This window comes from Pseudoalteromonas sp. S554, assembly GCF_005930865.1.
In the GTDB taxonomy this organism is placed as follows: domain Bacteria; phylum Pseudomonadota; class Gammaproteobacteria; order Enterobacterales; family Alteromonadaceae; genus Pseudoalteromonas; species Pseudoalteromonas marina.
On record NZ_PNDV01000005.1, the window covers coordinates 38,222 to 51,719 of the forward strand.

Here is a 13,498-nt window from a genome sequence, read left to right on the forward strand (position 1 = left end):
ACTGAGGAATAACAATGGCGCAAGCGCAATCTGGGATTTGTGCTGAAGCAAACCTGCATGGTTTGCATTTATTTTTTAATGTGTTTGATGGTCAAGACGAATCATTGCGCGCTAAATTAAAACAAGTAAGCGCAATCGAAGAAGAGTTTAATGATCAGTTTTCAGAGTCGATGTTGTCGTGCGTTGTTGCCATTGGCGCCCAATATTGGCCTCATATTCTTCCTGAGTATATTCCTAGTGAGTTGCAAAGCTTTCCTAATATAAATCATCCAGATCACCAAATGAGTGTTCAGCCGTGCGACTTGTTTGTGCAGGTGCGTTCAGACAGAGAAGACGTAAACCACTTATTTGCATTGCAAGTTTTAAAGCTTTTTGCACCTGATGTAGAGCTGGTGGAGCAAATACGTAACTTTCGTTTTTTAGATGGCCGAGATTTTAATGGTTTTATTTATGGTGGTGATATGCCACATGGAAGAAAAAAGCGTTCAACTGCTTTAATTAATAAACCTGGTTGTTTTGAAGATCAGGGAAGTTATATTCATGTTCAGCGCTATAAACACGACTTAACTGTTTGGCAGCACTTATCGCTCAGTGAGCAAGAGCAAATTATGGGCCGTACACGACTTGATAATACGCTTATAACCCCAGCATTAAATACCAGTCATGCCACGCGTAGTGAGTTAAAAGATGAAGAGGGGCAACCCCTTTTGTTGAATCAAAGCATGCCTTATGGCGATGTTTATGAGCAAGGTATGTTATGCATAAGCTGCGCAAGTACTGGTACTGCATTTGAGGCTGTATTAAATAGCCGTTTAGGAGAGGGGGAGTGTTACGATCATTGGCTTGATTTTACTCAAGCCGATATGGGGTCAGCTTTTTTTGCCCCCTCAGTTGGGTTTTTAAAGCAAATTTAAACCGTATCAAACAAAATACGTACACGTTCAAGTGTGACATCTATTTCAGAAATTTTTGCTGGAGCAATAAATATAGTATCGTCTCCGGCAATAGTACCTAATACACCATCGGCCTTTCCTAACGAGTCAAGTAAGCGGGCAATAAGCTGCGCAGCGCCTGGGCTGGTGCGAATAATGATCATCATTTCATTATGCATAATATCAATGACTAACTGGCGTAATGGGCTTTTAGCTGTCGGCACTCCCATTTCAGCGGGTAGGCAGTAAACCATTTCTTGTTTAGCGTTGCGGGTTCGCACAGCACCAAACTTACTTAACATGCGTGACACTTTACTCTGGCTTATATTGTCAAAGCCTTGCTCTTTAAGCGCATCAACTATCTCGCCCTGAGAGCCAAAGTTTTCTTCTTTTAAAAGTGATTTAAACGCTTTTACCAATGCTTCTTGTTTATCTTGAGGTTGCATAGTCTTTATTCATTATTGTTATTTATGCTGTAAATACTACACAAAAATGAATAATTATGCAGCAGTTGTTTAGTCAACTTGACAGTTTGATGCGATAAACCACCAAAGTTTACAACTATGGTCGAAAATATCGCAAAATAGGCCCGATAAATTTGTTTTTAGGCGCTAATTTCATTATCTTAAGGGCCACAAGTATTTCCTACCTCAAATGACGGAGAATTCCAATGAAAGTTGCTGTATTAGGTGCTGCAGGCGGTATCGGTCAAGCATTGTCTTTACTATTAAAAACAGGCTTACCAGCTGGTTCTGAATTATCACTTTACGATGTTGCACCAGTTGTACCAGGTGTTGCTGTTGACCTATCACACATCCCAACTGATGTTAAAGTAGCAGGTTTTGGCGCAGACGATTTAAACAAAGCGCTTGACGGTGCTGATATTGTTTTAATCCCAGCGGGTATGCCACGTAAACCAGGTATGGATCGTGCAGATTTATTTAACGTAAATGCCGGTATCATTAAAACACTAGCTGAAGGCATTGTAGCTAGTTGTCCTAAAGCACTTGTGGGTATCATTACGAACCCAGTAAACGGCACAGTACCGATTGTTGCTGAAGTGTTCAAAAAAGCAGGCACATACGATGCAAGCCGTGTATTTGGTATTACTACGCTTGACGTGATTCGTTCAGAAGCATTTGTTGCTGAACTTAAAGGCGTAGACGTTGCTACAGTTAAAGTACCAGTAATTGGTGGTCACTCTGGCACAACTATTCTTCCTCTACTTTCTCAAGTGGAAGGCGTAACTTTCACTGAAGACGAAGTTGCAGCACTTACTCCACGTATCCAAAATGCAGGTACTGAAGTAGTAAACGCTAAAGCAGGTGGTGGTTCAGCTACATTATCAATGGGTGCTGCTGCAGCACGTTTTTGTATGTCTTTAGTTAAAGGCCTACAAGGTGAAGATGTTGTAGATTACGCATACGTTGCTGTTGAAGATGGGGATGCAGAGTATTTTGCACACCCAGTACGTTTAGGTAAAAACGGCGTTGAAGAAATTCTTTCTTACGGCGAGCTAAGCGCGTTTGAAGAAAAAGCGAAGAACGATATGCTTGAAACACTGAAAAAAGACATCAAAGAAGGTGTTGATTTCATGGCGTAATAGCCAGAATGAGCATTAAAAAAGCCTGCATTTGCAGGCTTTTTTGTTGCTCGAATGTTATTTACTCTTAATGTTGAATAAGAGGCTCGTTAAGGCTAGTGATCACGGTCAACGGCTATACGGGCTAAGCTTACCAATGCGTGCTTGTATTCAGATTCTGGTAGAAAATCTAAGCAAGCAATTGCTTTATCGGCTTCAAGCTCTGCTTTTTGCATTGTAAACTCAAGCGCATTGGTTTGTTTTAACGTAGATAAAATCTCTTCTAAATGTTCCATACCATTACTGTGCTCAATGGCATCACGAATTAACTGTGTTTGATGCGCATTACCGTGTTGCATTGCATATATAAGTGGTAGGGTAGGCTTACCTTCGGCTAGATCATCGCCTATATTTTTACCTAGCTGGTCTGCATCGGCGTTATAATCAAGCACATCGTCAACAAGTTGAAATGCCGTACCTAAGTGCATACCGTATAAGTTTAATGCATTGAGCGTGGCTTCATCATTGTTGGTAATAATAGCAGCAAGCCCGGTAGCAGCTTCAAACAGCTTAGCCGTTTTGGAGTAAATAACTTGCATGTAGCTGGCTTCGGTTGTGTCTGGATCGTTGCAATTCATAAGTTGCAGCACTTCACCTTCAGCAATGATATTGGTAGCATCGGCGAGTATTTGCATAATTTGCATTTTGCCTAAACCAACCATTAACTGGAATGAGCGCGTGTATATAAAGTCGCCAACTAATACGCTAGCAGCATTACCAAATTCAGCGTTAGCGGTCGGGGTGCCTCGGCGTAAGTTTGACTCATCAACAACGTCGTCGTGTAATAAGGTCGCGGTGTGAATAAACTCAACAATGGTCGCAAGTGTAATGTGGTCTTTACCAGTATATCCTAGCGCTTTGGCAGCTAAAATAGCCAACATAGGGCGAACGCGTTTGCCGCCGCTATTAACTATGTATAAACCAAGTTGGTTTACTAACGCCACCTCTGAGCGCATTTGCGCATGTATAAGTTGATTGACGTCATTCATATCGCTTTCTATTAACGCCTGGATAGCTTTTATATCCATTGATCTCCGAGCCAATTTTTATGTGTGAACGGCGCAGATTGTACAACAAAAAACGCACTAGCTCGATATTTTGTGACGATTGATTTAAAAAACCTACCTAAAGTGCTTAATAAGTGCTTAATTCAATCACAAATGTGTTTAATTATTAGACGATGAAAGGTGGTTTTTGAGTTTGAATAATGGTCGACGCAGGTTGCAATTTTATTAGTAGGGTTATTTTTGCAAAGAGTTAAAAAGCGCTTGGCAAAAGGCTTAATTAATATAAAATAGAGAAAATATTGAATTGCTCTCAAAGCAGCTACTTTTTATTCATTTTAATTACAAAATAGGCTTGCTAGTTATTTCGCGTTAGCGTAAACTTCGCGCCCTATCGAAGAATATTTTAGTTGCGCCGATTTGAGGGTGCACAGACGGAGTTAATTATGTACGCGGTTTTCCAAAGTGGTGGTAAACAGCATCGTGTGACTGAAGGTCAAACGATTCGTCTTGAAAAATTAGACGTTGAAACTGGTGCGGCAGTTGAATTTGATTCAGTGCTTTTAGTTGCTGATGGTGAGAAGATCGAGATCGGTGTACCGTTCGTAAACGGTGGTAAGATAACAGCTGAGGTTGTTTCACATGGTCGCGGTGAGAAAATTAAGGTTGTTAAATTTAGACGCCGTAAGCATTCTCGTAAGCAAATGGGCCACCGTCAATGGTTCACTGAAGTTAAAATCACTGGCATTAGCGCTTAATTAGAGGTACTTAGAAATGGCACATAAAAAAGCAGCTGGTAGTACTCGTAACGGTCGCGATTCAGAAAGCAAACGCCTAGGTGTTAAGCGTTTTGGTGGCGAATCAGTTCTAGCGGGTAGCATCATTGTTCGTCAGCGTGGAACACGTTTCCACCCTGGTACAAACGTAGGTATCGGTAAAGACCACACTATTTTTGCAAAAGCAGATGGTAAAGTTCAATTTGAACAAAAAGGTCCTTTAAACCGTAAATACGTAACTATCGTAACTGAGTAATCAGTAAGGTAGTTAAAAAACCCCGCCTTTGCGGGGTTTTTTGTTTTGAGACAAAAATATATACCAAAGCCAAGCCTGCAATCGGCTTGGCTTCGGTATATAATGTATAAATTAGCAAGCCAATCCCTAAAGTGAGTAATCATGAAGTTTGTAGATGAAGTAGAAATTCGCGCAGAGGCCGGAGACGGCGGAAGCGGTATCGTGTCTTTCCGACGTGAAAAATATGTCCCAGATGGTGGGCCTGACGGCGGTGACGGTGGAGACGGTGGTAGTGTTTATCTACAAGCTGATGAAAACTTAAATACCCTTATTGACTATCAGTTTGAGCGTTTTCACAGAGCTGAGCGCGGCACAAACGGACGTAGCCGAAACTGTACAGGTAAAAAAGCAGACGATTTGTTTGTAATGGTTCCTGTAGGTACGCGTATAACCGATGTTGATACGCAAGAAGGGCTTGGTGATTTGACCCAACATGGTCAACGAATTTTGGTTGCAAAAGGTGGTTTCCACGGCTTGGGGAATGCACGTTTTAAATCAAGTACTAACCGAGCGCCTCGTCAAAAAACACTAGGTACACCCGGTGAAGTACGTAACTTAAAATTAGAGTTACTATTGCTAGCTGACGTAGGTTTACTAGGTTTGCCAAATGCTGGTAAATCGACCTTTATTCGCAGTGTGTCAGCAGCAAGACCAAAAGTAGCTGACTACCCATTTACAACGCTTATTCCTAATTTAGGTGTAGTGCGTCCGGAAGCTAACAAGTCATTTGTAATAGCTGATATACCTGGGTTGATTGAAGGTGCGTCTGATGGTGCCGGTTTAGGTATCCGCTTCTTAAAGCATTTAGAGCGCTGTCGTGTGTTATTGCACATCATTGATGTAATGCCTGTTGATGGATCAAACCCAGTCGATAATGCGTTTGCAATTATAAACGAACTGCATCAATACAGTCCTAAGCTTGCAGAAAAGCCTCGTTGGTTAGTGTTTAATAAAATAGATTTGTTACCTGAAGATGAAGCACAAGCGCTATGCGATGCGATTGCACAAGAGCTAGGTGAGTCTGAAAATATTTATCAAATCTCAGCTATTAACAAGCTGCATACTCAACCGCTTATACACGATATTATGACATTGCTTGATAGCATGCCTAAAGAGAAGTTTGAGCAAGTTGAAGATGAAGAAATAGAATTTAAGTGGGATACCTACCATCAAAAAGCCACTAAGGGCGATGATGATGATTGGGATGACTGGGATGAAGATGATTACGATGTAGAAGTAGTCTACGAACGTTAATTTTCATTAAATATAAAAAGGAGCATAGGCTCCTTTTTTGTTTTTTAATAGTAAAGTATTAGGTATTTAATGTGATTATTTCAATGATTGCCGCCATGGCAAATAACCGTGTTATTGGTCTTGATAATAAAATGCCATGGCATTTACCTGCAGATCTTCAACATTTTAAAGCCGTTACTACAGGTAAGCCTGTGATCATGGGTCGTAAAACTTTTGAGTCTATTGGCTGTCCTTTACCTGGTAGACGCAATATTATTATTACGCGCAACACTGAATATAAGGCCGAGGGTATTGAAACTGTAACAAGCCCAGAGGCCGCGCTGAGCTTGGTTTGTGGTGTTGAAGAAGTGATGATTATAGGCGGTGGAAATGTTTATCAGCAATTTTTAACACAAGCTGAGCGCTTATATTTAACCTTTATTGATCTTGATGTAGAAGGTGATACACAGTTCCCTGATTATCAAGCTGTTGCAAATTGGGAAGTGAAAGAAGAGCAAGTAAAACAGCCTGACGAAAAAAATAAACATAGTTATAAATTCGTAACTTTGTATAAATACTGCTAACATTATTGCGAAAGGTTAACTAGGTTGGTACAATATTAACCAGTTAACGTAGGAATAAAGTACCAAACAAGGGTCAACAATGTTTAAATTATCAAAGTTAGTTGTTATTTCTGCTATTGCTGCAGGTTCACTTTCGTACACAGCTCCAGCAAAGGCTAATGATCAACTAGCGCTATCTATTTGCGAGTATATCGCAGCAGATGATAAAAACCGTTTACGTAGCAAGTTAAAAAGCTCTCGTGTAAAAATTCGTAACATATATGATTCTATTCAATGTAACGGTAATAACTTATTGCGTCATGCTGTTGCCAGCAATGCAGTAGATGCAGGTGAGTATATTGTTAAAAACTTATCTAAAAGTTCATTGTCAGACGGTGCCGACATAGCCTGGGCTGAAGGAAATCACGCAGGTTCTGCGCTTATTCCTGTAATTAAAGACCGTGCTGGTTTGTAATTATTAGTAATTTAAAAAAAGCCGCGATTATCGCGGCTTTTTTGTTGCTGGAAAAATAATTGACTATTTAGAGGCCGATATTACTGAGTAATATCGGCCTCTATCTGTCTGAGTACTCTGATCAGCTTTTATCATGTTTATTTATGAATGTCTCAGTTCACTCACTTATAAATGCTTCACCTTCAATCATCCATTTAGCTGCAGGCTGACCTTTTAGGTAATGATCGAAGTACTGCATCATACGGACTGAAAAATCGACCTGATTTGGGAATTTTTTAAGGTGATGCGGTTCACCTTCATACTGTAAAAAAGTGGCATCTTTGCCTGCACGACGAAGTGCTAAATAATACTGTACGCCTTCGTGCCAAGGCACCGCATCATCTTTGTCTCCAAACATGATTAAAATTGGCGTATTGACTTTGTCAGCAAAAAATACGGGTGAGTTTTCAATATATAACTCTGGTGCCTCAAATAAGTTTTTACCTATGCGGCTTTGTCCTGTTTCGTATTGAAACTGGCGAGCAAGGCCTGACTTTAAGCGTATACCACTGTATGCGCTGGTCATGTTAGATACCGGCGCGCCTGATACAACCGCGTTAAACATATCTGTTTGGGTGATAATAAATGCACTTTGGTACCCAGCCCATGAGTGACCTTGCAAACCAATTTTGTTTGGATCGGCAATACCAAGATCTATTAACTTTTGGGTAGCGTTGATCATGGTTTGCGTTGACGATTTGCCCGGGTGACCTATTTCAAAACGAATATCAGGTAAAAAGATGGCGTAGCCATTTGATGTAAACATTGGGAAATTAGGGCGATGATTTAACTCCATTTTAGGAAAATCAAACATACGCTGGCTCATGTAACGATAAAAATAAACGACAACAGGTACTTTATCGCCTTTCTTGTAACCGTCAGGTTTTATTAAAACACCTTGTAAGTCTTCACCATCAAAGCCTTTGTAGCTAATCAGTTCAGGTTTTTCACCCCAAGCAAAATTTGCGGTTTGAGGGTTCAAATCAGTTACTTTTTGTGTGGTTAAAAAGCTTAAGTCGGTTTGATAGAAATCTGGGAACTGATGATAACTCTGTTCAGTAAATAGGTATTTATCTGCTTTCTTGGCTTTTTTAACAATATCAAAACGTTTATCACCACTGAGTACTTCAGTAATGGTCGTATTTTCTAAATCAAGCTTTGCAATCCCTCTTTGCTTTGTTTGAAGGTCAACAGCAGTAACTAGCAGTGTTTCATCTTGTTTAAAGCCTACCTGGTTTCTATCAAGCTTAATGACGCGATACTGTGTATCAGTCTGCTTTCCATTTGTTAAGCGTTTAGCTTGATTGGTGTTTACATTAAACGCCCAAATATCATATTTGCTATAAGCAAGTACTTGGCTGCTATCGCTCATCCAGCCTGCAAAACCATAGCCTGGTTGATCTGATGGGTAATCGTGTTTGTCGTCGGCAAAGGTTGCTTTGATGGCTTGTGTAACCGGAGTAACCTTATTGTTAGCTAATTCTTTTAGCTGTATTTGGTTGTCAGCAAAGTAAGCCGCAAATAAGCCATTAGGAGAAAGAGAAGGCCTAAAAGGGCTGTTAGTCACAATAGGAGTTTGCTTGCCTGTATTAATGTTTACAGCGTAGTAATCTGCAAAAAAGCCGCCATACATTATTTTTTCTAAATAGGGAGAATTTGACGAGCCCAGCAAGGAAGTATCGCGTTCTGTATTAAGAGCAACACTAGGCATTGCAGGGGTACTCAGTTGAACCACTTTTTGTGAATTTACATGATATACGGCTTCGTAGTGACGGTGCTTATTAACCGCGTTCCATTGCTGTTTTTCTCGTGGTTTTATTTCTGGGTCTTTATTATGCCAAACATCCAAGCCTTTTTGATCGCGAATAGTGGCAATGTCATAGAGTGAGGTTTCATCTACGAATTCTTTGGCTTTTACTTTCGCTGCAAGTTTTGGTCGGTTTTCAAAGTATAAGCGTTCGCCGTTTTCTGACCAGCTTAGTTTTGCGGTTTTGCCTATAGTCCACTCTTTGTTTGTAGATTCAATAGTTAAAAGTGTTTCGTTTTTCCATAATTGTAGTGAGTGGTTTCGACGGCGGGTATCTTCGTTTACATAATTACCCAATGTAAATGCTACGGTTGCTTCGATTGGGTGCCATGCTATTTTATTAGCAATAACACCGGGTTCATCAATTAGCACTTCACTTTTAAAAGATGTTAGTGTGATTAGCTTTATTTGGTTGTCGTTACCATCAGGGTAACTTTGGCTTAGTAAAAGCTGATCATTGGTAGCACTTATACTGTAACTAAAAACGTTATCAATAGTTTCACTTTGTTGGTTTTTTAAATTAACAATAACGAGCGAGTAAACCTTGTCTTTTTTGTCAGGTGAAATGGCGCTGCTGTCTTCCTCTTTACTCTCATTTTTGGTATTTTTTTCTACATTATCAGTTCTATCTGCTTTTTTATCTAAGCGATACGCAAGCCATACCCCGTCGTTTGATAATACGTAGTCTTCTACATTCTCAAAACTTTTTTGCTCCCCTGTTTCAGTATTCACTAGCACTAAGTTATTTTTAAGCGTGTTTTTTTTCTTGGTGGTTTCTTTTTCGAGTAATGTGGGTACTTGTGTAAATGCAGTCCAGTTGGCTGCTTTGTTTATAAACGGCTTGGTGCCGCGGTCCACTTCGCTGATTAAACTATTTGAGGTTAAAGAGTAAACCTGACCTGCAGCATTGCCGCGGTATGGCGTGGCACTTAAAGATAAAATACGTCCATCTTCAGATAGTTGTGTGCCTTTGGCTGATTTAAAGTTAAATACATCTGTGAATTCTAATGCCTCTTTTGCATTAGGCGCGGTGCTGACTAAGCCAGTAATAAGTGCGCTACTTAGTAGGGTGAGCTTTGTTTTCATTATTGAATCTCGTTTTTTAACATTATTTTATTGTAACGAGTTTGACTAATATTTCGACCAGATAGGATAGAAGGCAGGTAGTGGCGATAAGTAACAGGTATAAACGATAAAACGACCATTTGGTCGTTTTATTAAAAAAATAATTCAGTGGGTATGATTATGTTAGAGCCAAATTTTTTGCAATTCAGGCCATTGTTTTTCAAATTGGACGCTTGGCTTAGTTTTAAAGTCACTGCGCACAAATTGATTCATTTTTCCTTCAACATAGGCAAGTAAAAAGTTAGCCAGTGTAAGCTCATCGCTTTGGAAGTTTTTACCTTCACGGAGCTTACGTTCTCTGAGTACTTGTTTAAGTTGGGTCTCTAATTTCTCAAAAAAGCTTTGAACGCGTTCACGTAAGCGCTCTTGTTCACCTTGCAGCGCATCACCGGTTAAAATGCGAGTAATACCAGGGTTTTTTTCGGCAAATGTTAAAAGTAAAAGTAAAATATTATAAACACGGGTTTGGCTTTCTTTTTCGTTTTCTAAAATAAGGTTAATGCGCGATAAAAGAGTGTCTTCAATAAACTCGATTAAGCCTTCAAACATGCGCGCTTTGCTAGGGAAATGACGATACAGAGCCGCTTCAGATACACCAACCTCAGCAGCTAGTTTAGCTGTGGTGATTCGTTGACCAGGGCTTGTTTCTAACATTTGTGCGAGTGCTTGCAGTATTTGCTCTTTGCGATTACTTCTTTTTGTCGCAGGCATGAACATTCCTTTTTTATTAGTTATTCTTGGCTGGGGTTAATCATTTTTTGTTCAAATGAAAAGCATATGTTAATGTTTTATTCAGTTTGTTTCCAGCCTTTTATAGATGTTTAGCCAGCTGTTCGATCACTTTTAAAGCAATTGTACTTTTACTGCTAACGGGCAATTCTAACTGTTTATTTTGCCAATACAGAGTCAACGCGTTTTGATCAGAATTAAACCCTAAACCACTTTGCGATACATCGTTTGCGCATATCATATCTAGGTTTTTATTAACTAATTTACCTTTAGCATAACTCTCAACGTTTTGCGTTTCAGCGGCAAAACCCACAGTGTAAGGGCGGTTTTTTTCTATATTAGCAACCGCTGCAATTACATCTGGGTTTTTAACTAACGTTAGTGTTAGCTCGTCGCCTTGCTTTTTCATTTTTTGAGTTGCTACTTCGCCAGCTCTGTAATCGGCAACAGCTGCGCAGCCAATAAACGCATCCGACTGCGGTGCATATACTAGTGCTTCATTTAATAGTTGCTCTGCGCTTTCTATATTTATTAGGTTTGCACCAATAGGTGCTTTAATAGTTACAGGGCCAGAAATTAAATTAACGTTAGCACCGAGTAACAACGCGGCTTCTGCAAGTGCGTAACCCATTTTTCCAGAGCTATGGTTTGATATAAACCTAACAGGGTCAAGCGGCTCACGGGTTGGGCCTGCAGTGATAGTAATTGTTTTACCAGCTAAAATTTGAGGAGGTTGCTTTTCAAGACATAACGCTACAAGCTCATGTGGTTCAAGCATACGTCCTGAGCCAACATCACCACACGCTTGCTCTCCTTTACCCGGGCCCCAAATAAGTACGTTACGCGCTTTCAAGGTGGCTAGGTTTGCTTGCGTTGCAGCATGTGCATACATTTGCTGGTTCATAGCTGGGGCTACTGCAACTTTTGCTGGGGTCGCAAGCAGTAAAGTCGTCAGTAAGTCGTCTGCAATGCCGGTCGCCATTTTTGCAATGATATTACATGTTGCAGGAGCGACTAAAATAAGATCAGCCCACTTGGCAAACTCAATGTGTCCCATCGCGGCTTCAGCGGCAGGGTCGAGCAATGAATCCGATACTATCTCGCCGCTAACGGCTTGCATTGTGAGTGGCGTAATAAAATGCTTAGCTGACTCAGTCATGACAACTTTTACTTCACAACCATGCTCTTTTAATCGTCTTACGAGCTCAGCGCATTTATAGGCTGCAATTCCACCGCTAATACCCAGTACAATTTTTTTGTTTGTTAACGTCATCATGGTTGTCTGTCAATCTTATTAAATATGGCGCCTAAAATAACAAATCTTTACTCGTTCAGCTAAGTTTTTAATTTAAAATTACAAGCTAAATTTTTATTTTGCATTACATTTATAAGACACATGAGTTATTCAAGGATGAAAAAATGCAACTAACTTCACTGCCCAATGCTCAACGCCCACGTGAAAAGCTTATCGAAAAAGGCGCTAAAGCGCTAAGTGATGCAGAGCTCCTTGCCATATTTTTACGTACCGGGTTGCCGGGGATGAACGTAATAGAGTTGGCTCAGCACTTACTGAACGAAAATAAAACATTACATAACTTGTTTAATGCCAGCATGGACGAATTTTGTTCGCAAAAAGGATTGGGAACGGCGAAGTATGTTCAATTACAAGCGGTACTTGAATTAAGTCAGCGTTATATGCAGGAGCGCTGCCAACGAGATGCCGTGTTTAACTCCCCTAATTCAGTATACGATTACCTAACCATTCAAATGCGGGGTCTACAGCAAGAGGTATTTATGGTGCTTTATCTTGATAGTCAAAACCGCTTAGTAAAAGATGAGATTCTTTTTTACGGCACAATAAATGCCGCAAGTGTGTATCCGCGGGAGGTTGTTAAAGCAGCACTTAAAAATAATGCAGCGGCTGTTATCTTTGCTCATAACCATCCAAGTGGGATTGCTGAACCAAGCCAAGCAGATAAGCTTATTACCAATAAATTGCAGCAAGCACTGCAATTAGTAGACATAAATGTGCTTGACCATATCATTGTGGGAGGTGAAACGTGTGTTTCGTTTGCCGAGCGTGGCCTTATTTAACTCTCTTTGATATAGAAATGTGCTAAAAATGAGCGGTTTAATACATTTTAGCAAATTAGTTTAATTTAAATGCAGTTTTTACTTTCCCTAAGGGCATTCGATCTTTATAATTGGCCGCTATCAAATTTACATATGAGCTGGTTGGATAGATCAGTATTTGATCTTTGCCTGTAAAAGCTGTATAAAGAGCGCCCTTCGATTTATCTAGGGCAGAAATACACGGCCTTAGATTAAATTAAGCTCGAGCGAAGTTATTGGAGATATATAGACATGTCTAAAGTATGTCAAGTTACAGGTAAGCGTCCAGCGGTTGGTAACCACCGTTCACACGCGAGAAACGCGACTAGACGTCGTTTCCTACCTAACCTACAAACACACCGTTTTTGGGTTGAAAGTGAAAAACGTTTTGTAACATTACGCACTACTACTAAAGGTATGCGTATTATCGATAAAAAAGGCATCGACGCGGTTCTTACAGAAATCCGTGCTCGCGGCGAAAAAGTTTAAGGAACTGAATCATGCGCGATAAAATCCGTTTAGTTTCAACTGCCGGTACTGGTTTTTTCTACACTACTGACAAAAACAAACGTAACATGCCTGAAAAGATGGAAATCAAAAAGTTCGATCCTAAGGCTCGTAAACACGTGATTTTCAAAGAAGCTAAAATCAAGTAATTTTAGTTTTTTAGAATTTAAAAACCCAGCTTAGGCTGGGTTTTTTGTTTTCTGGTGATAAGTTAGTAATATATTTGAACTAATACGTATGTTCATTAGCAACTATACCC

At 40.0% G+C, this 13,498-nt stretch carries 15 protein-coding genes; 10 read left to right on the top strand and 5 right to left on the bottom strand.

What is annotated here, in order from left to right; all coding sequences use genetic code 11:
* Window positions 1-14 precede the first annotated feature (14 nt).
* A complete protein-coding gene (locus CWB65_RS02610; protein ID WP_008131120.1) occupies window positions 15-914 on the top strand; it encodes a Dyp-type peroxidase in 900 nt (299 codons plus the stop codon).
* Here the strand turns inward: CWB65_RS02610 and argR are convergent.
* Window positions 911-1,378 carry a transcriptional regulator ArgR gene (argR, locus tag CWB65_RS02615; protein ID WP_006794541.1) on the bottom strand — a complete coding sequence of 156 codons (468 nt, stop codon included), beginning with the start codon at window positions 1,376-1,378 and terminating at the stop codon, window positions 911-913. The genes CWB65_RS02610 and argR overlap by 4 nt on opposite strands.
* Window positions 1,379-1,602: 224 nt before the next feature.
* Between argR and mdh the strand changes: the two genes are divergently transcribed.
* A complete protein-coding gene (gene mdh, locus CWB65_RS02620) occupies window positions 1,603-2,535 on the top strand; it encodes a malate dehydrogenase (RefSeq protein WP_006794540.1) in 933 nt (310 codons plus the stop codon).
* A gap of 95 nt (window positions 2,536-2,630) precedes the next feature.
* Here mdh and ispB read toward each other — a convergent pair whose 3' ends face one another.
* Window positions 2,631-3,602 (bottom strand): octaprenyl diphosphate synthase, encoded by a 972-nt coding sequence (ispB, locus tag CWB65_RS02625; RefSeq protein WP_008131122.1) that lies wholly within the window; start codon window positions 3,600-3,602, stop codon window positions 2,631-2,633.
* Between the two features lie 422 nt (window positions 3,603-4,024).
* Between ispB and rplU the strand changes: the two genes are divergently transcribed.
* The 5 genes from rplU (at window position 4,025) to CWB65_RS02650 (ending at window position 6,920) form a co-directional block, all read left to right on the top strand.
* A complete protein-coding gene (rplU, locus tag CWB65_RS02630) occupies window positions 4,025-4,336 on the top strand; it encodes a 50S ribosomal protein L21 (protein WP_006794538.1) in 312 nt (103 codons plus the stop codon).
* A gap of 16 nt (window positions 4,337-4,352) precedes the next feature.
* Window positions 4,353-4,610 carry a 50S ribosomal protein L27 gene (rpmA, locus tag CWB65_RS02635; protein ID WP_002957747.1) on the top strand — a complete coding sequence of 86 codons (258 nt, stop codon included), beginning with the start codon at window positions 4,353-4,355 and terminating at the stop codon, window positions 4,608-4,610.
* Between the two features lie 141 nt (window positions 4,611-4,751).
* Window positions 4,752-5,903, top strand: a complete 1,152-nt coding sequence (gene cgtA, locus CWB65_RS02640) for an Obg family GTPase CgtA (RefSeq protein ID WP_006794537.1) — start codon at window positions 4,752-4,754, stop codon at window positions 5,901-5,903.
* A 71-nt stretch (window positions 5,904-5,974) separates the two neighbouring features.
* Window positions 5,975-6,466 carry a type 3 dihydrofolate reductase gene (folA, locus tag CWB65_RS02645; protein WP_138739833.1) on the top strand — a complete coding sequence of 164 codons (492 nt, stop codon included), beginning with the start codon at window positions 5,975-5,977 and terminating at the stop codon, window positions 6,464-6,466.
* 79 nt (window positions 6,467-6,545) lie between these two features.
* Window positions 6,546-6,920, top strand: a complete 375-nt coding sequence (locus tag CWB65_RS02650) for a DUF3718 domain-containing protein (RefSeq protein WP_138739834.1) — start codon at window positions 6,546-6,548, stop codon at window positions 6,918-6,920.
* 157 nt (window positions 6,921-7,077) lie between these two features.
* Here CWB65_RS02650 and CWB65_RS02655 read toward each other — a convergent pair whose 3' ends face one another.
* The 3 genes from CWB65_RS02655 to coaBC all read right to left on the bottom strand — a co-directional run bounded on the left by CWB65_RS02655 (window position 7,078) and on the right by coaBC (window position 11,896).
* Window positions 7,078-9,852: a S9 family peptidase gene (locus CWB65_RS02655; RefSeq protein WP_138739835.1), complete on the bottom strand. Its 2,775-nt coding sequence runs from the start codon at window positions 9,850-9,852 to the stop codon at window positions 7,078-7,080.
* Between the two features lie 162 nt (window positions 9,853-10,014).
* The gene (gene slmA, locus CWB65_RS02660; RefSeq protein WP_006794533.1) at window positions 10,015-10,602 is read right to left on the bottom strand and encodes a nucleoid occlusion factor SlmA; all 588 of its coding nucleotides are present in this window, start codon (window positions 10,600-10,602) and stop codon (window positions 10,015-10,017) included.
* Window positions 10,603-10,702: 100 nt separating this feature from the next.
* Entirely contained in the window at window positions 10,703-11,896 is a 1,194-nt protein-coding gene (gene coaBC, locus CWB65_RS02665) for a bifunctional phosphopantothenoylcysteine decarboxylase/phosphopantothenate--cysteine ligase CoaBC (RefSeq protein ID WP_008131136.1), read from the bottom strand.
* A 143-nt stretch (window positions 11,897-12,039) separates the two neighbouring features.
* On the opposite strand from coaBC, the gene radC reads away from it, so the two are divergent.
* The 3 genes from radC to rpmG all read left to right on the top strand — a co-directional run bounded on the left by radC (window position 12,040) and on the right by rpmG (window position 13,388).
* Window positions 12,040-12,714, top strand: coding sequence for a RadC family protein (gene radC, locus CWB65_RS02670; RefSeq protein ID WP_008131137.1), 675 nt, complete (start codon window positions 12,040-12,042; stop codon window positions 12,712-12,714).
* A 270-nt stretch (window positions 12,715-12,984) separates the two neighbouring features.
* Window positions 12,985-13,221 (top strand): 50S ribosomal protein L28, encoded by a 237-nt coding sequence (gene rpmB / locus CWB65_RS02675; protein ID WP_006793236.1) that lies wholly within the window; start codon window positions 12,985-12,987, stop codon window positions 13,219-13,221.
* 11 nt (window positions 13,222-13,232) lie between these two features.
* The gene (rpmG, locus tag CWB65_RS02680) at window positions 13,233-13,388 is read left to right on the top strand and encodes a 50S ribosomal protein L33 (RefSeq protein ID WP_004587947.1); all 156 of its coding nucleotides are present in this window, start codon (window positions 13,233-13,235) and stop codon (window positions 13,386-13,388) included.
* Window positions 13,389-13,498: the final 110 nt, after the last annotated feature.